The 26,156-nt window shown below is 70.0% G+C and carries 31 protein-coding genes; 20 read left to right on the forward strand and 11 right to left on the reverse strand.

What is annotated here, in order from left to right; genetic code table 11:
* Positions 1-12 precede the first annotated feature (12 nt).
* Positions 13-762, reverse strand: a complete 750-nt coding sequence (locus G361_RS0106975; RefSeq protein WP_019926345.1) for an SDR family NAD(P)-dependent oxidoreductase — start codon at positions 760-762, stop codon at positions 13-15.
* A gap of 90 nt (positions 763-852) precedes the next feature.
* On the opposite strand from G361_RS0106975, the gene G361_RS42615 reads away from it, so the two are divergent.
* Together G361_RS42615 and G361_RS0106985 are read left to right on the forward strand one after the other, a co-directional pair.
* Entirely contained in the window at positions 853-1,464 is a 612-nt protein-coding gene (locus G361_RS42615; protein WP_036494666.1) for a TetR/AcrR family transcriptional regulator, read from the forward strand.
* Positions 1,461-1,841, forward strand: a complete 381-nt coding sequence (locus tag G361_RS0106985) for a nuclear transport factor 2 family protein (RefSeq protein WP_019926347.1) — start codon at positions 1,461-1,463, stop codon at positions 1,839-1,841. Before G361_RS42615 ends, G361_RS0106985 begins: the two co-directional genes overlap by 4 nt.
* A gap of 18 nt (positions 1,842-1,859) precedes the next feature.
* Here the strand turns inward: G361_RS0106985 and G361_RS0106990 are convergent, their stop codons facing one another.
* Positions 1,860-2,435: a TetR/AcrR family transcriptional regulator gene (locus G361_RS0106990; protein WP_026342770.1), complete on the reverse strand. Its 576-nt coding sequence runs from the start codon at positions 2,433-2,435 to the stop codon at positions 1,860-1,862.
* A gap of 89 nt (positions 2,436-2,524) precedes the next feature.
* On the opposite strand from G361_RS0106990, the gene G361_RS0106995 reads away from it, so the two are divergent.
* Positions 2,525-3,403, forward strand: coding sequence for an SDR family oxidoreductase (locus tag G361_RS0106995; protein ID WP_019926349.1), 879 nt, complete (start codon positions 2,525-2,527; stop codon positions 3,401-3,403).
* A 69-nt stretch (positions 3,404-3,472) separates the two neighbouring features.
* On the opposite strand, the gene G361_RS0107000 is transcribed toward G361_RS0106995, so the two are convergent.
* Positions 3,473-3,784, reverse strand: coding sequence for an EthD family reductase (locus G361_RS0107000; protein WP_019926350.1), 312 nt, complete (start codon positions 3,782-3,784; stop codon positions 3,473-3,475).
* Positions 3,777-3,926 (reverse strand): hypothetical protein, encoded by a 150-nt coding sequence (locus G361_RS49200; RefSeq protein ID WP_155981341.1) that lies wholly within the window; start codon positions 3,924-3,926, stop codon positions 3,777-3,779. Before G361_RS49200 ends, G361_RS0107000 begins: the two co-directional genes overlap by 8 nt.
* A 91-nt stretch (positions 3,927-4,017) precedes the next feature.
* On the opposite strand from G361_RS49200, the gene G361_RS0107010 reads away from it, so the two are divergent.
* The 3 genes from G361_RS0107010 (at position 4,018) to G361_RS0107020 (ending at position 6,486) form a co-directional block, all read left to right on the forward strand.
* Entirely contained in the window at positions 4,018-4,920 is a 903-nt protein-coding gene (locus tag G361_RS0107010; protein WP_019926351.1) for a LysR substrate-binding domain-containing protein, read from the forward strand.
* 41 nt (positions 4,921-4,961) lie between these two features.
* Complete coding sequence (locus tag G361_RS0107015) at positions 4,962-5,528, forward strand: ABATE domain-containing protein (protein ID WP_019926352.1); 567 nt, start codon at positions 4,962-4,964, stop codon at positions 5,526-5,528.
* A 109-nt stretch (positions 5,529-5,637) separates the two neighbouring features.
* Positions 5,638-6,486: a helix-turn-helix transcriptional regulator gene (locus G361_RS0107020; RefSeq protein WP_155981614.1), complete on the forward strand. Its 849-nt coding sequence runs from the start codon at positions 5,638-5,640 to the stop codon at positions 6,484-6,486.
* 30 nt (positions 6,487-6,516) lie between these two features.
* On the opposite strand, the gene G361_RS0107025 is transcribed toward G361_RS0107020, so the two are convergent.
* Positions 6,517-7,455: a LysR family transcriptional regulator gene (locus G361_RS0107025; protein ID WP_019926354.1), complete on the reverse strand. Its 939-nt coding sequence runs from the start codon at positions 7,453-7,455 to the stop codon at positions 6,517-6,519.
* A gap of 132 nt (positions 7,456-7,587) precedes the next feature.
* On the opposite strand from G361_RS0107025, the gene G361_RS42620 reads away from it, so the two are divergent.
* Positions 7,588-8,907, forward strand: a complete 1,320-nt coding sequence (locus G361_RS42620; RefSeq protein WP_231386800.1) for an MFS transporter — start codon at positions 7,588-7,590, stop codon at positions 8,905-8,907.
* Between the two features lie 16 nt (positions 8,908-8,923).
* Here the strand turns inward: G361_RS42620 and G361_RS0107035 are convergent, their stop codons facing one another.
* Positions 8,924-9,706: an SDR family NAD(P)-dependent oxidoreductase gene (locus G361_RS0107035; protein ID WP_019926356.1), complete on the reverse strand. Its 783-nt coding sequence runs from the start codon at positions 9,704-9,706 to the stop codon at positions 8,924-8,926.
* A gap of 86 nt (positions 9,707-9,792) precedes the next feature.
* On the opposite strand from G361_RS0107035, the gene G361_RS0107040 reads away from it, so the two are divergent.
* The 3 genes from G361_RS0107040 to G361_RS0107050 all read left to right on the forward strand — a co-directional run bounded on the left by G361_RS0107040 (position 9,793) and on the right by G361_RS0107050 (position 12,128).
* Complete coding sequence (locus G361_RS0107040; protein WP_019926357.1) at positions 9,793-10,644, forward strand: helix-turn-helix transcriptional regulator; 852 nt, start codon at positions 9,793-9,795, stop codon at positions 10,642-10,644.
* Between the two features lie 120 nt (positions 10,645-10,764).
* Positions 10,765-11,184, forward strand: coding sequence for a carboxymuconolactone decarboxylase family protein (locus tag G361_RS0107045; RefSeq protein ID WP_019926358.1), 420 nt, complete (start codon positions 10,765-10,767; stop codon positions 11,182-11,184).
* Positions 11,181-12,128 (forward strand): phosphotriesterase, encoded by a 948-nt coding sequence (locus G361_RS0107050; RefSeq protein ID WP_019926359.1) that lies wholly within the window; start codon positions 11,181-11,183, stop codon positions 12,126-12,128. The genes G361_RS0107045 and G361_RS0107050 overlap by 4 nt, the downstream gene beginning before the upstream one ends.
* On the opposite strand, the gene G361_RS49205 is transcribed toward G361_RS0107050, so the two are convergent.
* Positions 12,125-12,703 (reverse strand): DUF4232 domain-containing protein, encoded by a 579-nt coding sequence (locus tag G361_RS49205; RefSeq protein WP_231386802.1) that lies wholly within the window; start codon positions 12,701-12,703, stop codon positions 12,125-12,127. The two genes, G361_RS0107050 and G361_RS49205, sit on opposite strands and share 4 nt — an antisense overlap.
* A gap of 287 nt (positions 12,704-12,990) precedes the next feature.
* On the opposite strand from G361_RS49205, the gene G361_RS0107065 reads away from it, so the two are divergent.
* From G361_RS0107065 to G361_RS0107100, 8 genes are read left to right on the forward strand one after another with little or no spacing between them, the layout of a single operon-like run.
* The gene (locus G361_RS0107065; protein ID WP_019926362.1) at positions 12,991-13,857 is read left to right on the forward strand and encodes an ABC transporter permease; all 867 of its coding nucleotides are present in this window, start codon (positions 12,991-12,993) and stop codon (positions 13,855-13,857) included.
* Positions 13,857-14,711 (forward strand): ABC transporter permease, encoded by an 855-nt coding sequence (locus tag G361_RS0107070; RefSeq protein ID WP_019926363.1) that lies wholly within the window; start codon positions 13,857-13,859, stop codon positions 14,709-14,711. The genes G361_RS0107065 and G361_RS0107070 overlap by 1 nt, the downstream gene beginning before the upstream one ends.
* Before the next feature lie 3 nt (positions 14,712-14,714).
* Positions 14,715-16,016 (forward strand): MCE family protein, encoded by a 1,302-nt coding sequence (locus G361_RS0107075; protein WP_019926364.1) that lies wholly within the window; start codon positions 14,715-14,717, stop codon positions 16,014-16,016.
* Positions 16,013-17,050 carry an MlaD family protein gene (locus tag G361_RS0107080; RefSeq protein WP_019926365.1) on the forward strand — a complete coding sequence of 346 codons (1,038 nt, stop codon included), beginning with the start codon at positions 16,013-16,015 and terminating at the stop codon, positions 17,048-17,050. The genes G361_RS0107075 and G361_RS0107080 overlap by 4 nt, the downstream gene beginning before the upstream one ends.
* 11 nt (positions 17,051-17,061) lie before the next feature.
* Entirely contained in the window at positions 17,062-18,108 is a 1,047-nt protein-coding gene (locus tag G361_RS0107085) for an MCE family protein (protein ID WP_019926366.1), read from the forward strand.
* Complete coding sequence (locus G361_RS0107090) at positions 18,105-19,214, forward strand: MCE family protein (RefSeq protein WP_036494081.1); 1,110 nt, start codon at positions 18,105-18,107, stop codon at positions 19,212-19,214. The genes G361_RS0107085 and G361_RS0107090 overlap by 4 nt, the downstream gene beginning before the upstream one ends.
* Positions 19,211-20,317, forward strand: coding sequence for an MlaD family protein (locus tag G361_RS0107095; protein WP_019926368.1), 1,107 nt, complete (start codon positions 19,211-19,213; stop codon positions 20,315-20,317). Before G361_RS0107090 ends, G361_RS0107095 begins: the two co-directional genes overlap by 4 nt.
* Before the next feature lie 16 nt (positions 20,318-20,333).
* Complete coding sequence (locus G361_RS0107100; RefSeq protein ID WP_019926369.1) at positions 20,334-21,623, forward strand: MlaD family protein; 1,290 nt, start codon at positions 20,334-20,336, stop codon at positions 21,621-21,623.
* A gap of 1 nt (position 21,624) precedes the next feature.
* Here the strand turns inward: G361_RS0107100 and G361_RS0107105 are convergent, their stop codons facing one another.
* The 4 genes from G361_RS0107105 to G361_RS0107120 all read right to left on the reverse strand — a co-directional run bounded on the left by G361_RS0107105 (position 21,625) and on the right by G361_RS0107120 (position 23,996).
* A complete protein-coding gene (locus tag G361_RS0107105; protein ID WP_019926370.1) occupies positions 21,625-22,230 on the reverse strand; it encodes a DUF308 domain-containing protein in 606 nt (201 codons plus the stop codon).
* A gap of 230 nt (positions 22,231-22,460) precedes the next feature.
* Positions 22,461-22,871, reverse strand: coding sequence for a VOC family protein (locus tag G361_RS0107110; RefSeq protein ID WP_019926371.1), 411 nt, complete (start codon positions 22,869-22,871; stop codon positions 22,461-22,463).
* Positions 22,872-22,900: 29 nt separating this feature from the next.
* Complete coding sequence (locus tag G361_RS0107115; RefSeq protein ID WP_019926372.1) at positions 22,901-23,323, reverse strand: helix-turn-helix transcriptional regulator; 423 nt, start codon at positions 23,321-23,323, stop codon at positions 22,901-22,903.
* Positions 23,324-23,363: 40 nt separating this feature from the next.
* Positions 23,364-23,996: a hypothetical protein gene (locus G361_RS0107120; protein ID WP_155981343.1), complete on the reverse strand. Its 633-nt coding sequence runs from the start codon at positions 23,994-23,996 to the stop codon at positions 23,364-23,366.
* Positions 23,997-24,156: 160 nt separating this feature from the next.
* Between G361_RS0107120 and G361_RS0107125 the strand changes: the two genes are divergently transcribed.
* Both G361_RS0107125 and G361_RS0107130 read left to right on the forward strand, forming a co-directional pair.
* A complete protein-coding gene (locus G361_RS0107125; RefSeq protein ID WP_019926374.1) occupies positions 24,157-25,149 on the forward strand; it encodes a zinc-binding dehydrogenase in 993 nt (330 codons plus the stop codon).
* A 10-nt stretch (positions 25,150-25,159) separates the two neighbouring features.
* On the forward strand, positions 25,160-26,152 hold the full coding sequence (locus G361_RS0107130; RefSeq protein WP_019926375.1) for a sigma-70 family RNA polymerase sigma factor: 993 nt from the start codon (positions 25,160-25,162) through the stop codon (positions 26,150-26,152).
* Positions 26,153-26,156: the final 4 nt, after the last annotated feature.

Here is a 26,156-nt window from a genome sequence, read left to right on the forward strand (position 1 = left end):
ACCGGCGCGGCGTCAGACCTGGGCCTGGCCGCCGTCGGCGAAGAGTTCGGTGCCGTTGACGAAGGAGGCGTCCGCCGAGACGAGAAACAGTGCGGCGCCGGCGATCTCGGCCGGATCGGCCACGCGGCCGAGGGGGACGTCACCGGCGAGGTTGTCGAGGAGGCCCTGCTGCTGGTCGTCGGGAACCAGTCCGAGCAGGCCCGGAGTCCGGGTCGGGCCCGGGGCGAGGGCGTTGACGCGGATGTGGCGGTCCTTCAGGTCCAGGGCCCAACTGCGCGCGAAGTTCCGGATCGCCGCCTTGGAGGCCGCGTAGACGCTGAAGGCCGCGCCGCCCAGGACGGAGGTCGTCGAACTCATCAGGACGACGGCGGCGCCGTCCACGAGCAGCGGCAGCGCGCCCTGCACGGTGAACACGGTGCCCTTGACGTTCGCGTCGAAGGTCTCGTGGTAGTGCTCCTCGGTGATCTGCCCGAGCGGGACGAAGGTGCCGCCGCCCGCGTTCGCGACCAGCGCGTCGATACGGCCGGCCTGTTCCCGCACGGTCGCGTAGAGGGCGTCGAGGTCCGCGGGAGACGCGGTGTCGGCGCGGACGCCGGTCACGTCGCCCTCGATCTGCTCGACCGCGGCTCGCAGTGTTTCCGGGCGCCGTCCGGTGATGAACAATCGCGCACCCTCCGCGGCGAACCGCTGGGCGATGGCCAGGCCGATGCCGCTGGTCGCGCCGGTGACGACCACTACCTTGCCGTCCAGGATCTTGCTCATGCGCTACTCCTCACAAATTTTGGAATGATCATTCCCGATGTCGAACACTATAGCCGGAATGATCATTCCAAAACTGATATGCTCGGCGTCGTGGCCAGACCGAGAACCTTCGACGAAGCGCTCGTCGCGCGGCGTGCCCGCGAGGCATTTCACGACCACGGTTACACCGCGACCTCCGTCGAGCAGCTCACCGCGGCGACCGGACTGCCGCGCAGCAGCCTGTACGGCGCGTTCGGCGACAAGCACGGCCTGTTCCTGCGAGCGTTCGAGCAGTACTGCGACGAGGAGATGACCGCGGTCCGCACCGAGCTGACCGGCTCCGAGCAGGGAGCGTTCGCGCGGTTGCGGGGTCATCTGCGCGCGAAGACCGCCGACCCCGCCGCCTCGCGCCGCGGCTGCCTGCTGGCCAAGGCGACCGCGGAACTCGCCGGTGAGGACCGGGACGTGGCGCGGATCTCGGCGGCCGCCTATCGGCGTTACGAGCAGGCGCTGACCGAATGTCTCCGCGCCGCGCAGGCCGCCGGCGACGCGCGGGCCGATCTCGAACCCGGCAGCGGTGGCGCGCTGCTGCTCGCCGTCCTGCGCGGAATCGAGGCCCTCGGCCGCGCCGGCCACACCGAATCCGCGCTGCGCGCGATCGCCGACTCGGCGATGGCGATGCTCGCGGCCGACCATCCACCGACGGAGGACGATCGATCATGACGACCACGGACCGAATCGGAGATCTTGTGCGGCGCAATCTGTTCGAGGTGTTCGGCCAGCGTGACGGCGACGCCCGGCGCGCGGTGATCGCCGAGTTGTACACGCCCGATGCGCAATTCACCGATCACGAGGGCACGGTCACCGGGCACGCCGGTATCGATGCCGCGGCCGAGCGGGTGCTCACCCTGTTCCCGCAGTTGCACTTCGCCGCGGCGGGTGCGCCCTCGGCGGTCGGTGATCTGGGCCGGATCGCCTGGGAACTGTGCGGCGCCGACGGCATCGTGCGAGCCCGCGGCACCGATATCGCCACCGTGGCCGACGGGCGGATCACCCGGATGTGGACCTTCGTCGAGCCCTCCGCCACCGACGCGGGGTGAATCCGCCGGCGCGCCGGGTCAGCCCAGGGTCGTGGCGGCGGCGCGCAGTTCCGCCAGGGCGGCGAGGGTGTGGGGGGCGAGTCCGGTTGTGTCGGCAGGGGTTTCGGACCATCGGGCATAGCCGCGCTTGAAGGCGAGGACGCCCATCTCGGCCGCGAGGTGGGCGGTCGGGTCGGGGACGCCGCGCGCGAGGAGTGCCGTGGCCATCGCGGCGGCCAGGCCGATGTTCTTGAGCGCGTCGCGCTCCTGGAGTTCGGCGCTGGCCGCCACAGCGGCCTTCAGGCGCGGGCCGAGATCGCGGTTGAGCGGGCCCATTTCGTTCGAGGCGCGCTCCAGGCCGGCGGCCACCGCCGCCAGCGGACCGGCATCGGCCGGGGCCTGTTCGATGCCCTCGGCGAGCAGACGGCTCAGGGTCGCCTGGCCGGCGACCAGGACGTCGCGCTTGTCGGCGAAGTGCCGGAAGAAGGTGCTACGGGTGACCCCGGCGCGTTCGGCGATCTGCGCGACGGTGGTGATGTCGTAGCCCTGTTCGGTGAACAGGTCCACGGCCGCGACGACCATGCGCTCCCGCGCTCCGGGTTCCCATCGAGCCATATCGGTACCGTAGCAGAGTGATGCGACATGTGCCCCATCCCTCTGCTACGGTGATGAGACAACAGTCCCATCACTCGTCTGGAGCAATCATGCACGTCTTCGTCACGGGCGGAACCGGCACGATCGGGTCCGCCGTGGTCGCCGAATTGCTCGGCAACGGACATACCGTTCTCGCCCTGGCCCGCTCCGACTCGTCCGCGAAGACGCTCGCGGACGCCGGCGCGGAGGTGTTGCGCGGGGAGATCGCGGAACCGGACGTCCTGCGGGCCGGTGCGGCACGGTCCGAGGGGGTGATCAGCCTCGCCTTCGACCACCGCGGCGGCGCGGACGATCTCGCGCGGGCCATCGCGCAGGAGAGTGCGATGCTGGCCGCGCTGGGTGCGGAGCTGATCGGGAGCGATCGGCCGATCGTCACCGTCTCGGGTACGCCGTGGGTGCCGGGCCGGCCGTCCGTGGAGAGCGATCCGCTGCCGATCGACGGGCCCGTCGGCGGCCGGGGCAGATCCGTCCGCGCACTGCTGGAACTGGCCGCGCGGGGGGTACGCGCCACGGCGGTGCGGATGCCGCGCACCGTGCACAACGAGGGCACCGGCGGATTCGCCGGACTGCTCACCGATCGGGCCCGCCGGACCGGGATCGCGGGCTACCCGGGCGACGGCTCCCAGCGCTGGCCGGCCGTGCACGCCCTCGACGCGGCCGTCCTGTTCCGGCTGGCCCTCGAATCGGCGCCGGCCGGGACGTCCTGGCACGCCGTCGCCGACGAGGGTGATGCGGTGCGCGACATCGCCGCCGTGATCGGGCGGCGGCTGGGCCTGCCGGTCGAGGCCGTGCCCGCGGACGAGTTCGGGCCGTTCGGACCGATCTTCGCGATGGATCAGCCGTCCTCCGCCGCCTACACCCGCGAAACCCTGGGCTGGCAGCCGCGCCATCCCGGTCTTCTCGACGACCTGGAGAACATCCGGCCCTGAGGGGTCACCGTGGCGGCCGAATCTCGGACCCGGTCGCAACCGGCCGACCCGAACGTGCCCCGGCCTGCCTCAGCCGGTGGCGTCCTGCGCCGGATAGTCGATGACGACCGCACCGCCGGTGGCGTAGTTGGCGACATCGGCGGACACCCGCCGGCCTTGCGTCGACGCCCGCGCCGCGGCCATGGCGGCGGCGTCGGCGAAGTCGGCTTCGAAGACCGCGAAATACGGCGCTTCTCCCGTGGTCGCCGTCACGTCGAAGCTGTAGCGGCATGCGAGCAGGCCGGGCATCTCCCTGACCAGCGGAAGGTGATTGGTCACGTAGTAATCGCGGAAGTGGCCGGGGTCGGCGGGCTCGGGATACAGGACCACCAACTTATGCACGAGGACCTCCGTCCCGGGACGAGACCGAGGCGGGTACGCCGGGCTCGGTGGCCGAGATCGTCGCGAGTGTGGTGACGGCGGAATCGAATTCGGCGGTGCGCGTGGGTGCGATGTCCGGGATCGCGGTCGGTTGAATCGTCATATGCGCAGGTTAGGGCCCGACGTGTGGTCGAGGGAAAGATCGGTCCGGGATAGACTCGGAACGGATCGTTATCAATCGGCGGGGAGGGCACGTGGCACCGGATACGGTCAGCCTGCGGTACTTCCTGGTGCTGGCGCAGGAGTTGAATTTCACCCGCGCGGCCGCCCGGATCGGTATCGCACAGCCGGCCCTCAGCGCCCGGATTCGCCGATTGGAAACGGAACTCGGTAACGCCCTGCTCGTTCGGGACACGCGTAGCGTCGTATTGACCACGGCCGGTGCGGCTTTGGCGGAGTCCGCGCCGGCGGCGCTGGCGGCCCTGGATCGGGCATGGGACACCGCCCGGCGGGCGGGGGCCGGTGAGCTGGGCACGCTCCGCATCGGATACAGCCTCAGTACCGGGGCCGAGACGGCTCCGGCCCTGGTGGACAAGCTGATTCGCAGCAGTCCCGGACTCGAGGTCGGCGCGGTCCCGACAGCGACACCGGAGATCTCCCCCGCAGTCGCCGACGGCCGCATCGATGCCGGGATCACCCGCGGTGAGCAGCCGGGCCGGGGCGTGCGCCGGTACCTGCTGCGGCGTGAGCGGATCGGGGTCCAAATGGCGCAGCATCATCCGCTGGCCGAACACCCGGAGATCGAGATCGCCGCCGCGGCCGCGTACCCGCTGCGACTGCCCGACCGTACGGCCAACCCCGTGGTCCACGACGAGCTGGCCGCGGTGTTCCGCGATATCCGCCCGCATCCCCGATTCCACACGCCCGCAGTCTCTTTCGACATGTCACAGCGCGACCTGCGCGACGGGCGCACCCTCGCCCCGGCCGGTGCGGCCGCCGACACGGCACCCTCGCCCGGTATCACCTGGCGACCGTTGCGGGGCGCACCCATGCTGACGATCCACCTGGTCCTTCCGCGCGAGCAGTCGCCGCTGCACCGCCGCGTCCGTGCCGTCGCCAGAACCCTGGCGCACGAGCTGCACTGGTTGCCGGACTGACCGGCAGCGGATCGTAACGGCCGTAGCGTTACACTGGTGGGGTGACCGAGGACCGTACGGCGTTTCGCTTCGATCTCGGCGCCACCTGGCTGAACCTGCTGGCGACCAGCGGACGCACCTTCGGCGCCGACCCGATCGAACGCCTCGCGACCCCGCAGCGGCTGGCCGACTGGCTGGAACTCAGCGGGCTGCGACCGCTCGCCGAACCCACGTCGGCCGATGTCGAGGCCGCGCGGCAACTGCGCGAGACGCTGCGCCCGGTGGCGCTGGCCGTGGCGACCGCTACGCCGCCGGATCCGGAAAACGTTGCGGCCCTTGAGTATTACCTCACGACGGAATTCGAACCTGTGCGCCTGATCGCCGCCGATCGGCTGCTGTGCTCGGCTCCCGCCACCACCTCCGTCGCGCTGGCCCGCATCGCGCGCCAGGCCGTCGATCATCTCACCGGGCCCGAACGCGACGATCTCGCGGTGTGCCCCGAATGTGATTGCCGCGCGGTGTTCGTCAATGCCGGCGACCGGCGGCGCTGGTGCCCGTCGTCGGCGTGTGCCAGCCGCGGGCGGGTGCGCGCGCTGCGCGAGCGGCGCCGGGCCGCGGCCGAGTCGTGAGCCGGACATTGCGAGATCCGTTCCGGGAGCGCGATTGTCGTCGCGGGCGGTGGCGAGGATCGGAACGGCTGCCCGGAATTCTCTGGCGCCGAGGAGGGATGGGGTGACGATGGATCGCGTCAGGCTGGCGGACTTCCTGCGCCGTTCCCGGGAACGGCTGCGGCCGCAGGAGGTCGGGCTCACCGAGGGGCCGCGGCGGCGCACGCCGGGGTTGCGGCGCGAGGAGCTGGCCCACTTGGCCGGAGTGTCGGCGGATTACGTGATGCGGCTGGAGCAGGCGCGCAGTTCGCAGCCGTCGATCCAGTTGCTGTCCGCGCTCGCGCAGGCGCTGCGGCTGACCGGCGACGAGCGGGACCATCTCTACCTGCTGGCCGGGCATCGGCCGCCCGAGGGGGCGCGGGCGGGCAATCAGGTCCGGCCCGCCATGCGATATCTGCTCGATCGGCTGGGCGACACCCCGGCGCAGCTGCTCACCGACCTCGGTGATCTGCTCGCGCAGAATGCGTTGGCGGAGGCCCTGTTCGGCTGCGTGTGCACGATCGAGGAGCCGGATCGGAACATCGTGTGGCGCTGGTTCACCGATCCGTTCGTCCGGTCGGCGTACCCCGTCGAGGAACACGATCGCCTCGACCGCCTGCACGTCGCGGACCTGCGAGCCGCCGCGACCCGGCGCGGCTACGACCGGCCCGCGAATGCCCTGGTCGACCGGTTGTCCACGGCCAGTACGGAATTCGCGGAGCTGTGGCAGCGGCACGAGGTCGCGGTGCGGCGGGACAGCCGGGTGCGGGTGCGGCATCCCTCGGTCGGGCTCGTCGAATTCGACTACGAGGTGGTGCAGACCCGGGCCGCGGACCAGTGCCTGCGGCTGTTCACACCGCCGCCCGGAACCGGGACCGATACCGCGCTGGAGGTGCTGCGCACCGTCGGGCCGGAGGTCGTGCATCGCCGACACCGCTGAACCACGTTCGGCTGCAAGGTCTTTCGTGTGTCAGGACCGGCGGTGCGTCCAGGCGGGCGTCCAGACGCCGGTGCGGGCCGCGCGGGATCGCCGGGCGGTGACGAAGGCGCGGAGTTCGGCGAGGGCCGGGTGCGGATTGCCGGTGCGCCGGATCATCGACAGCGGATAGATCGGGCTCGGGTCGCGAATCGGTATGCGCCGCAGGTCGTAACTGTCCGGCCACATGTAGCGCGAATTCTCGCCGACCAGGGTGGCCAGATCGGCGGAGTCGGCGAGTTCGTCGAGCATCGCCTCGTTGCCGAACACCGGCCCGAGCATGTCGATCGTCAGCCCGAACACCGCCGCGAGTTCGGCGTAGTAGTCGGCCACCTCGCCGCGCGCGCTCAGTCCCGGCATCCAGATGCGGTGGCCCGCAAGCTGTTCCGGCCTGACCGTCCGCGCGCCGGCCAGCGGATGCCGTGGGCCGACGAACAGTTCGTGCGGCTCCTCGATCGCGAGCGAGATCTCGATCGTATCGGGCAGATTCCGGTCCGGGGGTACGCCGTGGAAGGTGGCGTCGATCGTCCCGGCCTCGACCGCGGCGATCGCCCCGTCGACATCGGTGTCCAGGGTCACCACGTCCAGCTCGAGATCGGGACGTGACCGGTAGAAGTCCTGGAGCAGTACCGCGGTGGCGATCCGCCGGTTCACGACATCGATGCGCAGTGCCCGCCGGCCGGGCCGGACCGACGCGTCGGCGCGCTCGGCCACCCGCAGCAGTTCGCGGGCGTGCGGCAGGAATGCCTGGCCGTCGATCGTGAGCCGGGCGCCGCGGGCGGTACGGGTGAAAAGCCGCACCGCGAGGTCCTTCTCCAGCGTCGCGATGCGCTTCGAGACGGCCTGCTGGGTGAGCGACAACGCGGCGGCGGCCTCCTGGAACTGCCCGGTGTCCGCGACGGTGACGAAGGTGCGCACGGCGTCGAGATCCATACCCGCAAGCCTAGGAGAACAACTTTCGGTTGTGGCACGCCGCCGTCGGTGTTGTTTGATTCCGCACGTCAGCGTTGCTTTGATGCGTAGCGATTCAACGACGGGTTGTGTTGTGGGAGAAGGGTGTGGAGTGTGGCGGCAAGCAGATCCCTGGGGCGAGAGTTCCGCTGGTTGTGGGCAGCGTACGCGGTCAGCGCCTACGGTTCGGGGCTGGGCTTCGGCGCCTTCCCGTTGATCGCGGTGCTGGCGTTGCACGCGAGCCCGGGGCAGGTCTCGGCGTTGTCCGCGGTGGGCCCGGCGGTCGGCGCGCTGATCGCGCTGCCGCTCGCGCCGTGGGTGGAATTCCGGCGCAAACGACCGGTCATGATCGGGATGGACCTGCTGCGATGCGCGGTGATGGCGACGATCCCGATCGCCTACGCCTTCGGTGTGCTCGGCTTCGTACAGTTGCTGGTGGTGTCGGCGGTGGTGGCCGCGGCCAAGATCGCCTTCAACGCGGCGAGCGGGGCCTATCTGAAGGCGCTGGTCCGCAAGGACGATCTGCTGGTGGCCAATGCTCGGTTCGAGTCCACGAACTGGAGTTCCATCGCGATCGGCCCGCCGCTGGGCGGCGCGGCGATCGGCCTGTTCGGGCCGGTGATCACCGTGGTGGCCGATGCGCTCAGCTATCTGCTCTCGGCGCTGGGCATCCTCGCGATCCGCGACCGGGAGGATGCTCCGGAGCGAGCCGGCGCCGGCCGGATCCGAGTCGGTGAGGTACTCGACGGCTGGCGGCACATCTTCGGCCATGCCGGCCTGCGCGCGCTGTACCTCAACAACCTGCTGGTCAGCGGGATGATCATGGCCACCGAACCGCTACTGGCCGTGATCATGTTGCGGCAGTTGGGCTTTGCGCCCTGGCAGTACGCGCTCGCCTTCGCCGCCCCCTGCGTCGGCGGGCTCGTCGGCTCGCGACTGGCCCGGTTCGTCGTCGGCCGCCTGGGCGTGTTGCGGGTGTTCCGGATCGTGGGCACCCTGCGGGCCGTGTGGCTGATCGGCCTGGTCTTCCTGCGGCCGGGCCCGATCGGGCTGCTCACGGTGATCGCCGTCGAACTGGCGATCATCGTGAGCATGAGCCTGTACACACCGGTCCTGGCCACGTATCGCCTGGAACAGACCCCGAAGGATCGCATCGCCCGCACCCTGTCGGCATGGTCGATCGGCGGACAGGCCGCCATCGCGACCGGCACCGCCCTGGCCGGCCTGCTCGCCGACGCCACCAGCCCCCGCACCGCGCTCGGCGTCGTGGGCCTGGTGATCCTCGCCAGCCCACTGCTGCTGCCGCGGCGGACGACGCTGGATGCGGCGGAAACGCCCCCGCAGAATCCGGACACGACCACCACCGGATTCGGGCCGTCTCCGGCGAGCCGGGCCGCGACATCGCTGGCGACGAGCCCGGACACGCGGGGGTAGGGCCGGTCGCGGCGGTTCAGGCCCCCGCGCCGCCGTCGACGGGCAGGATCGCGCCGGTCACCATCGAGGCGCGATCGCTGAGCAGCCAGGCCGCCGCCTCGGCGACCTCGCGGGGTTCGGCCATGCGGCCGAGCGGGATCGCCGTCGTCAGCCGGGCGACGACGCCGGGGGTCGCAGCCTCCCACTCCCGCATCATCTCGGTGACCGTGCCGCCCGGGGTGATCCCGTTCACCCGGATGCCGTCGGCGGCCCAGCTCACCGCGGCGGATTCGGTGATGCTGTTCAGCGCGCGCTTCATCGCGCCGTAGGCGGGCAGGACCGGATTGGCGCGGCGGCTGCCGATGCTCGAGGTGTTGACGATCGCGCCGCCGCCGTTGCGGCGCATGAGCTCGGCCTCGGCGGTCATCGCGGTCCAGTGCCCGCGGAAGTTCACGGTGAACTGGCGATCGATGTCCTCGTCGCCGGTGGTGTCGAGCGGCCCGGGTTGCTGGATCGCGGCGCCGTTGTTGAAGGCGCCGTCCAGCCGACCGTGCAACTCCCCGACCCGGTCGACGGCCGCCCGGACGCTCGTCCGATCGGCCAGATCGAGGGTGACGGCGTCGGCGATGCCACCGGCGGCCCGGATCTCGGCGACCAGGCCGTCGAGGGCGGCCGTCCCCCGCGCGGCGAGTACGACGGCCGCGCCCTCCCGTGCGAACAACCGGCCCGCCGCCGCCCCGATCCCGCGGCTGGCACCCGTGATGAACACGACCTTGCCGGTGAGCAGGCCGAGGGGTGCGAATTCGATGGTGTCTGTCATGACGACAGTGTCGGGCGGTGCGCGGGCCCGGATTCAGGCACAAGCGGTACCAGGATGCGCGGCCGCGCGCGGGGCAGACTCGGAGTATGGACAAGCAGGAACTCGGCGCCTTCCTCCGCACCCGGCGGGAGCGGCTGCGGCCCGAGGACGTCGGCCTCCCCTCCGGCCCGCGGCGCCGCACGCCCGGGTTGCGGCGCGAGGAGGTCGCGGTCCTCGCGCACATCTCCACCGAGTACTACGTCCGGCTCGAACAGGGCCGGGCGCCGCGACCGTCCGGCGAGGTCCTGGCCGGGATCGCGGGCGCGCTGCGGCTCACCGACGCCGAATCCGATCACCTGCATCTGCTGGCCGGGACCGCGCCGAGCCGCACCGGTCTGCACCGCCGCGACGTCCGGCCGAGCATCCTCGCACTGCTCGAACGGCTGCCGCTCACCGCCGGGTTCGTCACCTCCGCCATCTTCGAGGTGCTGGCGTGGAACGATCTCGCGGCCGCGCTGATGGAGAACTTCGCGGGCGTCGCGCCGGCGGACCGCAATCTCGCCCGCCGGGCATTCCTCGGCCCGGCGCGTCTCGGGCCGACGCTGTACGGGGTTTCGGATGTCGCGGAGTTCCGGCAGCACGTCGTCATGGAGCTGCGATCCGCGCTCGCCCGATATCCGCGCGACCCGGAGGTGACCGGGCTGATCGACGAATTACGTGACGGCAGTGCCGATTTCGCGCGGATGTGGGAGCGCCACGACGTCCAGGGCGCGACGGTGCTGACCAAGACCTTCCGCCACCCGGTCGTCGGGGAGATCACGGTCGACTGCGATTCGCTCACCCTCACGGACCGGGACCAGCACCTGGTGCTCTACACCGCGCCGGTCGGTTCACCCGACGCCGAGGCGCTGGCCCTGCTGAACGTACTCGGCGCCGACGCCGACTCCTACCTGCGGTAATCCACCGAATCGGGGATCGGGAACCTCCCGGCGGTCGTCGGCGTGCCCTCAATGTAACGCCTGGACCGTTACTGCGGTACGGTCGTAACGGTTCAACCGTTACATCTGATCGGAGTGGATATGACCGGCACACCACCGCTCGCGCAGCAGCTCACCCCCGCCCGGCTCGACCGTGAGGCGGGCTATCGGATGCTGGATCTGTTGCAGGACAATGCGACTCAGCAGGCCACCCTGCCCGGGTTGGAGACCGTTGCTCCCGGCTTCGCCGATTGGGTCGTCACCGCTCTGTTCGGCGGCACCTATCAGCGGCCGGGCCTGTCGTTGCGGGACCGGCAAGTGGCGAATCTGGCCGCGCTGACCGCGCTCGGCGGGGTCGATCCGCAGCTGGCCGGACATGTGCGAACCTCGTTGCGGGCGGGGCTGTCCCGCGCGGAGATCATCGAGGTGTTCGTGCACCTCGCGCCCTACATCGGTGTGCCGAAGGCGCTGGCGGGACTGCGGGTCGCGGCGGCGGCCCTGGCCGAGGCGGGGCAGCCGTGACCGGACGGAGCGCGGCCTCCGGCGTCGGCCGGGGTGGGTCGACCGGGATTCGCCGCATCCGTACGGTGCTCGGCGATATCGAGCCCGCCGAACTCGGTGTCTGCGATGCCCACGACCACCTGTTCATCCGCACCCCGAAACTGCCGGGACAGGAACTCGACGATGCGGAAGCCGCTCGGGCGGAACTGGTTTCGTTCGCCCGCGCCGGTGGCCGGGCCGTGGTGCAGTGGACGCCGTGGGGTATGGGCCGGCGGCGCGCGGAGCTGCCGGGGCTGTCCCGCGACACCGGCGTGCACCTCGTCGCGGCGACGGGCCTGCATCAGGCCGCGCACTACGATCCGGCCGAATTGTCCACCGTCTGCGGCGATCTCGCGGAGCTGTTCGTCCGGGAGTTGACCGAGCCGCCGGTGCGCGCGGGAATGATCAAGGCGGCGGGGGATTTCCATCATGCCGGCGAGCATTCGCGGCATGTGCTGGCGGCGGCCGCCGACGCTCATCGCGCGACCGGCGCCCCGATCGGCGTCCATCTGGAGGCCGGGACCGCCGCCGGGGACGTTCTGGCCGTATTGTGCGACGAGCACAATATGCCACCGGAGAGTGTCATTCTCGGGCATCTGCATCGCTTCCCCGACACCAGGATTCACCGGGAGGTTGCCGCGGCGGGGGCCTACGTCCAGTTCGACGGGCCCTCGCGGGTACACCACGCCACCGATTGGCGACTGCTCGACAGTATCGCCGCCCTGGTCGACGCGGGTCACGCCGACCGCATCCTGCTCGGCGCCGATACGGTCACCCCGTCGATGCGCGCCACCGGCGCGGGGCCGGGGATGCCGTTCCTGGTCGGCGGGCTGCGCGCGCGTATCACCCGCGAACTCGGCGACGACGTCGCCACCGCCGTGTTCGTGGCCAATCCGGCGCGCGCCTTCGCCGCCGAGTGGCGCTAATCCGTGACCGGATGCACCTGCAGCGCACAGGTATCGATGGGGACGGTGACGGTGGTCGTCTCGGTGCTGTCGGGTGGCGTGACCAGCAGACTGCTGTACTGCGCGCAGCCGTTCCCGGCGGCGTCGACGGCCACCCCCTCGACGATCGCGTGCGCGAGATGGTCGGCGTCCAGCCGGATCACCGGCGCGGTGTCGTCGCCGGTGGGCAGGCCGCCCATGAAGCCGCGCGGGGTCCGGGTGGCGTGCAGCAGTGGGCCACCGGCCCCGCTGTCCACACCGGGATAGCCGCTCAGAGTGCAGGGCGCGGCGGCGCCGACCAGCGAGAAGGTCAGTCGCACACCGCGATGCAGGGTGGCCGGGGACATCACCTCGGCGCCGGTGATGACCGCGCCGGACGGGCACACCTGGCCGACCTGCGCGGGTGCGGTGCCGGACGGCGCCGGGGACCCCGGCCCGGCCGAGGGTGCGGCCGTCCCGCCGGGGGCATCGGGCGCGGACCCGACCGACCCGGGAGTCCCGACCGGGCCGGGTGGCGCGGACGGAGTCGGAGAACATCCGAACAGAACCGTGGTCAAGCCGCACAGCGCGACTGCCGACCGAACCGACGAACCGATGCGCATGACATTCCGCCTCTCCGAGCGGTGAGTGATCCCCCCACTGTGACATCGCGATCCGGGAGTCGGGCGTTTCCCGATCCCGATCGGGTTGCGTATTGATTGCGCGTGTCATGTAAACGCGTATTACCGGTGACCTGGACCACTTTCACGGCCCGGAGTGACCTTGACCACATTCAAGACCATGTGCTTTCATGAGCACGACGCACTGCGCTGAACGACTGTTCAGCAGGGGTGAGGAGTGTGGTTTGAGCACATCCGAGAACATCTCCGCCGGCAGCGAGGAACGGTCGGCCACCGCCGAGATAACCGGTTGGATGCGCGGATATCTGGGCCGGCATCCACTGGCGGCATTGCACACCGTGGGCGGACAGGTCGTGATGGGCATCCACGCCGTCCGATATCTGATCACCGACATCGTCACCGGGCAGTTCCCGTTCCGGGAGTTCCTGCGGCAGGCGGCATTCATGGCGAAGACCTCCTACGTGCCGACCCTCGCGGTCGCGCTGCCGATCAGCGCCACGCTGTCGATTCAGTTCGGGCTCTTGGCCGGTCAGGTCGGTGCGACCGCATTGGCCGGTGCCGCAAGCGGTTTGGCGGTGATCCGGCAGGCCGCGCCACTGGTGACCGCCATGCTGCTGGCCGCCGCGGTGGGCTCGGCGATCTGCGCGGATCTCGGATCGCGGGCCATCCGCGAGGAGATCGACGCGATGGAGGTGATGGGTGTCTCGCCGCTGCGCCGACTGGTGGTGCCGCGCCTGGCCGCGGGGGTGATGGTGGCGATGGGGCTCACGGGCGCAAGCTGTTTCGTCGGATTCCTCGCCGGATATCTGTTCAACGTCTACGTGCAGAACGGCACGCCGGGCAGTTTCCTCGCCACCTTCTCCTCTTTCGCCACCGTCGGCGACCTGTATCTCGCGATGGTCAAATCCGCGGTGTTCGGCGCGATCGTCACCGTGGTCGCGTGCGAGAAGGGGTTGAGCACCAAGGGCGGTCCGGGCGGCGTGGCGAATTCGGTGAACGCCGCGGTCGTCGCGTCGATCATGCTGTTGATGGTCGTCAACGTCGGCTTCACCCAGCTGTACACCATGCTGTTCCCGAGAACGACGCTCTGATGGCCGCCCCCTATCGTCCCCCGCTGCTGCGGCCGCTGGCCGGTATCGCCGGAATGCCGGCGGGCCCGGTGATGCGGCTCGGGCATCTGGCGAGCTTCTTCCTCCGCGCGGTGGCCGCGATCCCGGTGGCGCTGCGGCACTATCGCAAGGAATGCCTGCGCATCCTGTCCGATGTCACCTGGGGTAACGGGTCGCTGGTGGTCGGCGGCGGCACCGCGGGCGTGGTGCTGGTGCTCGGCGCCGCGGCGGGCGGCATCGTCGGCATCGAGGGCTACAGCGCGCTGAAACTGCTCGGCATGGGACCGGCGACCGGCATGATCGCCTCGACCGCCGCGACCCGGGAGCTGGCGCCGATCATGGCCGCGATCGCCTTCGCCGCCCAGGCGGGCTGCCGGTTCACCGCCCAGCTGGGTTCGATGCGGATCGCCGAGGAGATCGACGCGCTCGACTCGATCGCCATCCGGCCGATCCCGTACCTGGTCACGACGCGATTGCTGGCCGCGGCGATCGCGGCGGTGCCGCTGTATCTGGCGGGCCTCGCGATCGACTATCTCGCGGTCGAGATCTTCGTCGACGTGGCCGGCGGGCAGGCGACGGGCACCTACCAACACTATTTCCGGCTGGTGCTCGACGGTCGCGACGTGCTGTATTCCCTGGCGAAGGCCGTGGTGTTCGTCGTCATCACCTCGACCATCCAATGTTATTACGGGTTCTACGCCACCGGCGGGCCGCAGGGCGTCGGCGTCGCCGCCGGTCGCGCGATGCGGGCCGCGATCACGGTGATGATCTGCGTGAACCTGTTGATGACGATGGCGCTCTGGGGTTTCGATTCCGGCTCGAGAATCAGCGGGTGAGAGATGCCCATCGCGTTCGAATCCGACGGTAAGCCGGTCTCCGACGGCCGACTGTTCCTGCGTGGCATCGCATTCCTGGTCGTGGCCGCGGCCGTGGCGGCCCTGATGATCGCCCGGTCCGAGGGGGTGTTCCAGCGGCCGGTGCGGGTCGTCGCGGATCTGGTCGACGTCGGCGACGGGCTCCCGGCCAAATCGGATGTGAAATATCGCGGGGTCCTGGTCGGGCTGGTGCGGTCGGTGACCGCGTCCACCGGCGGCGGCCCGAATCAGGTGCAGATCGACCTGTTCCCGCGCTCCGCCGTGGGCATTCCCGGCACGGTGACCGCGCGGGTGGTGCCCAGCAACGTCTTCGCGGTCCCCTCGGTGCAACTGGTCGACAACGGGCCGGGCCCGGCGCTGGCGGCGGGTGCGCGGATACCGCAGGACCGTGGCCTGGAGACGGTCCGCTTGCAGACCTCGCTGACGGCGCTGAGCCGCATCGTCGCCGCCGCCGGTCGCTCCCCCACCGATCCGACCCTGGGCATCCTCGCCACCGTGGCACAGGCCACCAGCGGCCGTGGCGCGGACGCGCTGCGCGCCGGCGCCCAGCTGGACCGGATCGCCCGGGGCCTCGATGCCGCCATGGCGCCGGACGGCAACCCGTCGATGCTGGTCGCGCTGTCCGAGGCGCTGAGCGGATTACAGTCCGCCGCACCGGATCTGCTCGGTGCGCTGCACGACGCCGTCGTCCCGATGCAGACGCTGGCCGCCGACCGGATCCAGCTCGCGGATCTGCTCTCCGGTGGTCTGGCGACCTCCACCACGGTCGCAAATGCGTTGCAGCACAAGACCGATACCATCACCGGCATCACCGGTCAGATGGGCCCGGTGCTGGATGTGATGGCCCGGGGCGGGGCGGGCTTCACCCAGATGGCCGTCTCGGAGACGCGGCTGTCGACCGTGTTCCGGAACGAGTTCTGGCACACCGACACCCAGGGCGCGACCGCCAAGGTCATCGTCGAGCTGACCCCGCACAAGCAGTACACCCGCGCCGACTGTCCCCGCTACGGCGATCTGGCCGGGCCCAGCTGCGCGACCGCGCCGGTCGGCGGGCCGAGCATCATCGGCGCCGGCGGCAATCCGAACGACGACGACAGCGCGCTCGGCGGCGCCGTCGGCCCGGTCGGCAGCCGCGCCGAACAGCAGCGCATCGCCGACGCGTTCGGCGGGCCGCCGAATTCCGCGGCCGATCTGCTGATCGGACCGCTGGTGCGCGGCAACGATATTCGCGTCACCCCCGCCCCACCCGACGGAGGATCGAGATGAGCGTGCGCGGACCGCTGTTCGGCGTGATCCTGTTCCTGGTGGCGTCGATCGCCGCGACCTGGACCGTCTACGCCACGCTGCAACGCGGGGTGCCCGGCCGCTCCGACCGATATTCGGCGATCTTCACCGATGTGTCGGGCCTGCGGACGGGCGACGACGTGCGGATGGCCGGGGTGCGGGTGGGCCGGGTCGACGCGATCGATCTGGACGGGACCGTCGCACGGGTGACCTTCGAGGTCCAGCACGGCCAGCCGATGTACACCGACACCGTCGCGGCGGTCACCTACCAGAATCTGATCGGCCAGCGCTACATCGGACTGTCGTTGCGCGGCAACGGAACCCATACGATGCTGCGGCCGGGTGCGCAACTGCCGCCGGACCGCACCGAGCCCTCCTTCGATCTGTCCAAGCTGCTCAACGGTTTCGAGCCGTTGTTCAGCGTGCTGCAACCGAAGGACGTGGACAACATCACCGCGGCGGTGATCCGGGCATTGCAGGGCGACAACGGTTCCGTCGCCGCGCTGATCGCCGAAACCTCGCGGCTGGCTGAGACATTCGCCGGTCCGGACGAGATCCTCGGGCAGCTGATCGACAACCTCGCGCGGGTGCTCACCGACCTCGCGCGCCAGCGCGGCGACCTGCAGACCGTGATCACCCAGACCGGCAAGATCTTCGACGGCCTCGCGGCGCAGCGCGACACCCTGTTCCAGCAGGTCGATTCGCTGTCGGGGGTACTGGATCGGGCCGCGCAGGTGGTGCGCGGCGCACAACCGCAGATGTCCGCATTCCTCACGCGCGAACCGGGTTTCAGTCAGCACTTCCTCGACAACCAGTACAAGTTCGCCTATCTGGGCTACAACCTGCCGTTGATGTTGCAGGGTATGACCCGCATCGTCGACAAGGGCGCGTACCTGAACGCCTACGTGTGCAACATCCGCTTCAGCATCGCGCCGGGGGTGGATCCGATCATCGAGAATCTGCTCGCCATGGCGGGGCCGAGCGGAACCGTCGAGCATTCGGCGATCTGCCGATGAGGGGGAAAACGATGTCGGTACGGACATGGTGGCGGTCGGCGCGCAGGCGGCCGCTCGCCGACTACGACCGGGTGCGGCTCGGCGTGGCGGCGATCGTCGTCCTGCTGGTGACCGTGGGAGTCACGGTGTACGTGAACTCGCTGCACCTCGGGGAGGTGACCTACCGCGCCGATTTCGCGCAGGCCGCCGGGATCGGCGCGGGCGACGCGGTGACCGATGCCGGCATCCAGGTCGGCACGGTGACCGGCACCCGGCTGGCCGGTGACCACGTCGCCGTCACCATGAAGATCCGCTCCGGGGTGGCGCTGGGGGCCGACACCCGCGCGGCGATCAAGCTGACCACACTGCTCGGATCGCGCTATGTCGAGTTACGTCCGGCCGGGCCGGGGACGCTGCCCGGCCGCACGATCGCAGTGTCGCACACCGAGGTTCCCTACGATCTGGAGACCGCGCTGCAGGCGGCCACCACCACCTTCTCCCAGGTCGACGCGGACCGCATCGCGAGTTCGATGACGACGCTGTCGCAGCAGTTGCAGAGCGTGCCGGCCCTCGTGCCGGAGGTGCTGCGCAACGTGCAGGACCTGTCGACCGTGATCGCCGGCCGCCGCGCGCAGATCGCCGCCCTGCTGACCAGTACCGCGCAGGTCACGCAGGTGATCCACGCGCAACAGGCCGATCTGGCCGGGCTGATCGGGCAGGGCACCGCGGTCCTGCAGGAGATCGCCACCCGGCACGCGGCACTGCAGCGGATGATCGCCGCGGCCACCGTACTCGTGCACGAACTGGCACCGATCGCGGTCGGTGACCGGCCACAGATCCAGCAGTTGCTGACCAATCTCGGCACCATGACGCATCTGATCGCCGCGCACGACGATCTGCTGCGCAACATCCTGCAGATCCTGCCGGTGCCGTGGCGGTACTTCTCCGACGCCACCGGCACCGGCGCGGAGCTGATCGGCAACGCGCCCGACGGCGCGTTCATCGATTCGTTCATGTGCGCACTCAGTGCCAAGGCACAGCAGGCGAATCTCACGCCCTACCTGAAGGACTGCCGATGAGCGGGCCACTGCGCGCGGTGCAATGGGTGGCGCTGCTGGCGCTCGGCGTCCTGGTCGCCGCGGGCTGCGCCGGCGACGGCGGGCTCACCCACCACACCCGCACGATCACCGCGCAATTCGACAACGGCAAGGGCCTCTACCCCGGCAACAAGGTGTCGGTGCTGGGCATGCCGATCGGGAAGGTCACCGCAATCCGCCCGCACGGCACCGGCGTGGACGTCACGATGTCGCTCGACGCCGACGTCCCGGTGGCCGCCGACGCGCAGGCGGTCACGGTCTCCGATTCGCTGCTCACCGACCGGCACGTCGAGTTGTCGCCGCCCTACCGCGGCGGGCCGACCCTGCCCGACCGGGCGGTACTCGATCTCGCGCACACCAAGACGCCCGTCGAATTCGAGAGCCTGCTCGCCATGGCGGACAAGCTGTCCGGTTCGCTCGGCGGGGACGGCAACGGCAACGGGCCCATCGCGGATCTGCTGACCGTCGGCACGAACGCCACCGCGGGCAACGGCGCCCGGATGCGGGATGCGTTGAGCGCGCTCGCGCAGGCGCTGCAACTGGGCCCCGACAACGGCGCCGCGACCCGGGCGGCGATCACCGAGGTCGTGACCGATCTCGACGCCCTCACCGCCGCCGCGGCCCGCAACGACGGCACGCTGCGCGACTTCGGTTCCGGGGTGCGGCAATTGAGCGATCTGCTCGCCGAGGAGAATTTCGGCACCGGCGACACCGGCGCGCAGTTGAATGCGATCATCGTGCAGGTCGCCGATCTGCTGCAACGCAATCGCGGCGCGCTGACGGGACTGCTCACCGATTCGGCGACCATGACGAAGTCGATGGCCGACTACCGGGACAACCTCGCGGAATTCCTGGACGTGTTCCCGCTGGTCGCCGACAACACCTACAACGCGATAGATCACGACATCGGCGCGCTGCGCGCCTCGGTGGACCTGAACCGGGTGCTGCTGGACGGGCAGATGGTGAAGGAGATCTGCAACCTGCTCGGCCTGCACGAATTGGGTTGTGCCACCGGATCGATGAAGGATATGGGCCCGGATTTCGGGCTCACCGCGATCCTGCTCGCGGCGGCGGGGATTCCGCGATGACGGCCCCGATCCGGCGGTTCGCGACCGCGGCGCTGGTCCTGCTGTCCGGCGCCGCCACCGGATGCGCGGTCTCCGTCGACCGGCTGCCGCTGCCGGCCCCCGGTCCGAGCGGCGGCACCTACACGGTGACCGCGACCTTCGCCAACGCGCTGAACCTGCCGACGAAGGCGAAGGTGAAACTCAACGGCGCCGACGTCGGCGAGGTCGAGACGATGACCGCGAAGGACTACACGGCCGTGGTCACGATGCGCATCGGATCCGGTGTGCTGCTACCCGCCGGCACCACCGCCGAACTGCGCTCGGCCACCCCGCTCGGCGATGTGTTCGTCGCGGTGAGCCCGCCGGCCCACCCGGATCCGGCCGCCGGTCTGCTGCACGACGGCGCGAACATCCCGCTCGCCGCGACCACCGACGCGGCCAGTATCGAGGAGGTGCTGGCCCGCGCGGCGCTGCTGGTCAACGGCGGCACCATCGAGAACGTCACCCGGGTGCTCAACGCGCTCGGTGAGGATGTCGGCGGCCGCGGCGACAAGCTGGCCGCGCTGATCACGCACACCCGCGAACTGCTCGACGGGCTCGCGGCCCGCGCGGACCGGATCCGGGAGGTGGTCGCGACCGCCGAACAGCTCGGCGCCACCGTGGCCCGGCAACAGTCGTCGATCGATGCGGCGGTCGCCGCGGCCGGGCCGGCCAGCGCCGCGCTGGCCGCCAACACCCGCGGCCTGACGGATCTCGTCGGCAAGCTCGCCGTCATCGCCACCGAGCTCGCGCGGTTCCCCTCGGTCCAGGGCACCAACGACCACAGCCTGATGGCCGAGGTCGATCAGCTGGCCCGCGAACTGAACGACGCGGCGCAGAGCCCGGACGCGAATCTGGACTCGCTCAACGGCATCATCGCGCCGATCCTGAAGATCCTCGACGGTACCTCCGCGCACGCCGACATCGATGTCGCCCAGGTCGCGATCGGCGCCGCGCCGGATCCGAATTTCCCGGGCGATCCCGGCGCGCGGCCACCGGATCAGACGGACTGGATCAACTTCATCGGATCGCTGCAATACAACCTGGGCCGGTTGCACGATCGGATCGCGGGACCGGGCCGATGACGGGGAGGCGGAGCGCATGACGGTGACGCGGGGAGCCCGGCCCGGCGCCGGGGAACGAGCGGCGCGGATGTTCGTCGACGGCGTGCGGGCGCTGACCCGGCACCGGACCGCGCTGTCGGTGCTGGGCCTGGTGGTGATCCTGGTCCTGGGCGCGGGGTATCTGTCGGTGGGTGCGCTGCAATGGGATCCGTGGCGGTCGCATTTCCGGGTGACCGTGGAGCTGACCCAGTCCGGTGGACTGCTGCCGAACCAGGACGTGACGCTGCGCGGGGTCCGGGTCGGGCGGGTGTCCTCGGTGGAGGTGCACGGCGAGACCGTGCTCGCGCAGGCCGAGATCGACGGCGGCGCCCACATCCCGGCCAGCGGCACGGTCCAGGTGTCGGCGCTGTCGGCGGCCGGTGAGCAGTATCTGGATTTCGTGCCGACCGGCGACGGCGGCCCGTATCTGTCGGACGGTTCGGTGGTGACCGCCGACCGCACGTCGACACCGGTCACCCTGAGCACCATGCTCGGTGATTTCAACGGCACGCTGGCCCAGGTCGATCCGGCGAAATTGCAGGCCATCACGAAGGAGCTCGGCGCCGGCCCGGACGGGCCGCGGAAATTGCAGTCGATCGTCGACGGCGGCATGTTCCTGGTGTCGACCCTGGATTCGGTGCTGCCGCAGACCCTCGGCCTGCTGCACAACAGCACCGTGGTGCTGAACACGACCGCCGAGCTCGCACCCGGGCTGCGGGTGACCGCGCAGAATCTGGCCGCGACCTCGAACGGTATCGCCGGTATGACGAACGGATTCGACACCCTGGTACGGCAGACGCCGGGACTGATGTCCGCGCTGGACGCGATCATCGCCGACAATTCACCGACCGTGGTGCAATTGCTGGGCAATCTCGCGACCGTTTCCCAGATGGCCTATGTGCACATTCCCGCGCTGGAGGAATTCTTCTTCCCACAGCAACGGACGGGTTCCACGCTCGACGCGGTCGATTCGGCATTCCACGGCGGTGTGGTGTGGGCCATGGTGAGCATCTATCCGCGCCGGGCCTGCGATTACAACGTGCCGCGGCAGCCGAGTACCGTCCCGGATTTCCCGCAGCCCTATCTCAACGCGCACTGCACCGATCCGGATCCGACGCTGCTGCCGCGCGGCGCGCGCAACGCTCCACGGCCACCCGGTGACGAGACCGCTTATGCCGCACCGGGTTCCGATCCGCTGGCCACCGCGGATCGGACACCGTCGGGGCCGCTGTCGATTCCGACTCCCTACGGTGGCACGTACGCTCCGACCTACGTGCCGCCGCGCTGACTCAGGCGTGATGCCCCGGCGGCAGCAGGCCCCGCACCCGCGCGCCACCGCGCACCGCCGCGCGATCGAAACGCGCCGCGAGACTGATCTGTTCCGCGCCGAGGAGGGTCACGCAGCAGCCGACCAGCACCGACAGCGCGGGAACGGTCTTGATCTGCCATACCAGCACCCCCAGGCCGGCGGCCATGGTGAGCAGGCCGAACACCTCGTGCCGGCCGCTGTCGGGCAGATCCTCCGACCAGGCGCCGACCATGGCCTGCACGATTCCGTGGGCGACGAACGCCATCGCGATCCAGACCGCGAGCAGCGTGGCCCATTCGCTACTGCGCATGCACGAAACACCGAGCAGCGCAACGAATATCCCGATCGCGAAGGTCGATGTCCGTATGCCGCGGCCGATCCGGGCCCGCAGCGCGACGACGAAGTCCCACGCCGCCAGCAGGAACAGTGCGAGCGTGAACAGCGCCTCCGACAGTCGCGGTGGCTTGTCCGGCCACACCGTGATCGCGACGCCGAGTACCAGGGACACACTGCCGATGACGAACGCCGCCTGCCAGGCGCCACCGTCGAACACATCGGTGCGCCCGGTGTCTCGCAGTATGGGCATGATTCGATGATATGACCCGCATTGCGGTAGCTGTCCATTCGCTCTCGGCGAATTCCGCTGCCGCAAAACCGGAACGATTTCCGTTGTGTGACAGGTGACCGTACGTTCTCGCCGAACAACCCGGTAATTGCACGGAATTCATGCAATATCCGTTCCGATTGTTCCGGCCGCTACCGGGCCTGTTTCGTGCGCAACCGGCGACCGGATCGTGACCGGTCCGTGACGGCCGCTCAGTGCACCTCGTTGATCCGGAGCAGATTGCCGGCGGGGTCGCGGACCGCGCAGTCGCGCACACCGTAGGGCTGGTCGGTCGGCTCCTGCACGACATCGGCGCCCCCGCCGCGCAGCCGCTCGAAGATCGCGTCCAGATCCTTCGTGGCGAAGGTCATGATGGCGAAGGTGCCCTTGGCCATCATGCGGGCGATGGTCGCGCGCTCGTCGTCGGTGCGGCCGGTGTCGGCCTCGGGCGGATACAGCACGATCGATGTCCCCGGCTGCCCGGGGGCCCCCACGGTGATCCAGTGCATCCCGTTGAATCCGACGTCGTTGCGCACCTCGAACCCGAGCAGATCGCGGTAGAAGGCCAGCGTGGCCTCCGGGTCGGTATGCGGCAGGAAGGCCGAGTGGAGGGTGATATCCATGGGCACCAGACTAGGTGCCGGAAGGTAACCTATGCTTCTCGATTCCTGATCGGTCGGGTGATCTGCTTCGCCACGCAGGCCGGGATCCCCTCGACGTCGCCCACCTGATCGCGCCGGTAGACACTCGGCGGCACCCCCACCAACTCGGTGAACCGGGTACTGAAGGTGCCCAGCGACGAGCAGCCCACCGCGAAGCACACCTCGGTGACGCTGAGGTCCCCGCGCCGCAGCAACGCCATGGCCCGCTCGATCCGCCGGGTCATCAGGTAGCTGTACGGTGACTCCCCGTACGCGATCCGGAACTGCCGGCTCAGATGCCCCGCCGACATGTGCACATCCCGCGCGAGCGCCTCCACATCCAGCGGCTGCGCGAAGTCCCGATCGATCCGATCCCGGACCCGGCGCAGCAGCACGAGATCACTGGGATGCTGGGCGGTCGGCTTGTTGGTCATCCCCGACATCGTGCCACGCGGTAGTGGGCCGTGCCAGCGGCTACAGCACGCCGTTCTCGATATCGCGCTTCAGCGCGAGCTGATAAGCCCGGTGGGAGGCCGTCCCGTTGTCGGCGGTGAATTGGATCAGGGCCGGATCGGCGAGGAAGGTCAGGCGCTCGTCGACCGTCGTGGTCCCGTCACCGTTGTCGGTGAAGGTGATCCGCTGATGCGTGATGATGTCCGGGACATCCCAGCTGTCACTGGTGTAGTAGTGCTCGGCGGCATGAATGCGCTGCTGCGCCTGGGTGTGTCCGGGGAAGGTCACCGGGCCCATCGGAATGTCTTCCAGCGCAGTGAAATCAATGACCTGAATGCCGTCCTCGTCGCAGGTGCGGTGGGTGACGACATCCTTCAGGAACGGATGGCGGCCGATATCGTTGCGGATGTCGGAATACACCGTCCAGACCTTCTCCGGCGCGGCGGCGATGGTGATCGGCAGATCGGCCTCGAGCACGGACCGGGAATCGCTCGAATTCCGCTGCTCCGCTTGATAGATCGACCAGCTGGCCTGCCACTCCGCCGTATAACCGTTCGCCGACTCGGCACAGGCCGGCGTCGGCTCCGCATGCGCCGCAGGCGAACTCAACGCAGACGCCACGACAGCCAACGCGCACCCCATCACGAACCTCACGCGCAGGACCTTACCCGACCGCGAGCGGACTGCTCCCCGGTTTCCGGCTCCCCTTTCGGTACCGCCGATTCCTTTTCGCGGCGGCCGGGATCTACCTGTCGGAGGCGCGGCCCGCGACGGGCCGGTCTCGATCGTGTACGCCGAGAAAGAAAGGCCCGATATGAGCATCCCCGCGACCATGCGCGCGCTACAGCAGACCTCCCTCGACGGTCCGCAGGACATGCGTCTGATCACCGACGCACCGGTACCGAGCCCCGGTCCGGGTGAGGTGCTGATCCGAGTCGCCGCCGCCGGTGTCAATTTCGCCGACATCTCGAAGTCGCACGGCACATTCGGGGACGGCCCGCGGCCACCCTATCCGGCGGGTTTCGAGGCTGCCGGTGCGGTGGTCGCGGTGGGCGAGGCGGTGACCGGCCCGCCGCCGGGGACCCGGGTCGTCGGCATCGGAGACGGCGCTTTCGCCGAGTACATGGTGCTGCCCGCGGCCGCGGCGGTGCCGGTGCCACCCGGCTGGACGGAGCAGCAGGCGCTGGGGCTGATGGTCAACTGGCCCACCGCGCTGGCCGCGCTGAAGCCGCTGGGTGGCATCACCGCCGGGCAGACCGTGCTGATCCACGCCGCGGCGGGAGCAACCGGCCGGGCCGCGGTCGCCATCGCCCGGCACTACGGCGCGACGGTCATCGCCACCGCCTCGCCGACCAAGCACGAGACGGTGCTTGCCTCGGGTGCCGACCACGTTCTGGATTCCCGCCGCGGCGATCTCGCCGCCGAGGTGTTGCGGCTGACCGGCGGCGCCGGCGTCGACGTGGTGCTGGAATCCGCAGGCGGTGCCACCTTCGAGGCCGGACTGGCCGCCGCCAAGCGGGTCACCGGCCGGGTCGTCGTCTACGGCCTGGCGGGCGGTGCGGCCGGGATCACCAACTGGGATCTGGTGTACAAGCATCAGGTCCAGCTCATCGGTCTCAATATCGGCGTGCTGATCCGGTCCGCACCGCAGATCTTCGGCGAGGTGATGGGCGAGCTGTCCACGCTGATCGCCGCCGGTGTGCTCACCCCCACCCGGCCCACGACCTACGATCTGGCCGACGGACCGAAGGCGCTGGCGGAACTGGAGGCCAGGGCCACCGTCGGCAAGCTGGTGCTGCTGCCCTGAGAGGGCGAATATGATCGTGGTGGAAGTCGTGCCGGATCGGGACCGGTTCACCGTCGAGACCGAACGGTTCCGCCGGGAGCTGCTGGCGCACTGCTACCGCATGGTCGGCTCGGCGCACGACGCCGAGGACCTGGTGCAGGAGACCTACCTGCGAGCATGGCGGTCCTGGTCCGGATTCGAGGGCCGGGCGTCGATGCGTTCCTGGCTCTACAAGATCGCCACCAACGTCTGCCTGAAGGCGTTGGAGCGGCGCCGGATCCGCGTATTGCCGTCGGGTCTGAGCGGTCCGTGCGACGGACCCGATCGTACGCCGAGTCCCCTTGCGCCGGGCGAGGTCTCGTGGCTGGAACCGTTTCCCGACGCATGGGTCGCCCCACTGGACGGCGATCCGGCCGCGGTGGTGGTCGAACGCGAATCGTTGCGGCTGGCGCTCATCGCGAGCCTGCAGCATCTGCCCGCCCGCCAGCGCGCGATCCTCATACTGCGCGAAGTGCTGGCGTTCTCGGCGACCGAGACCGCGGAGATCCTCGGCACCACCACCGCGGCGGTCAAGAGCGGCCTGCAGCGGGCCCGCGCCAGGCTGGACGAGCTGGCGCCCGAGCCGGAGAAACTGCTCGAGCCGACCGACCACCGAGCGCGGGCCCTGCTCGACGGCTATATCGCGGCGTTCGAGCGCTCCGACGCGGGCCTGCTCGAACAGGTGCTGCGCGTCGACGCCGGCCTGGAGGCGACACCGTTCGGCGACTGGCAGTCGGGCCGGGCGATGTGTATCCACATACTCGGGACCTACGTACTCGGCACGCCCGGCGATTGGCGGATGATCGCGACCACCGCCAACGGACAGCCGGCCGCCGTCGTGTACCACCGGGATTCGGACGGCGTGCTGCAAGCCGACGGAGTCGTGGTGCTGGCACCCACCGCCACCGGTATCTCCCGCGTCGTCAAGTTCCACGATCCGGCGCTGGTCACGACGTTCGGCTTCCCGGACGCGCTCGGGCACTGACCCG

It is taken from the genome of Nocardia sp. BMG111209 (assembly GCF_000381925.1).
GTDB lineage: Bacteria > Actinomycetota > Actinomycetes > Mycobacteriales > Mycobacteriaceae > Nocardia.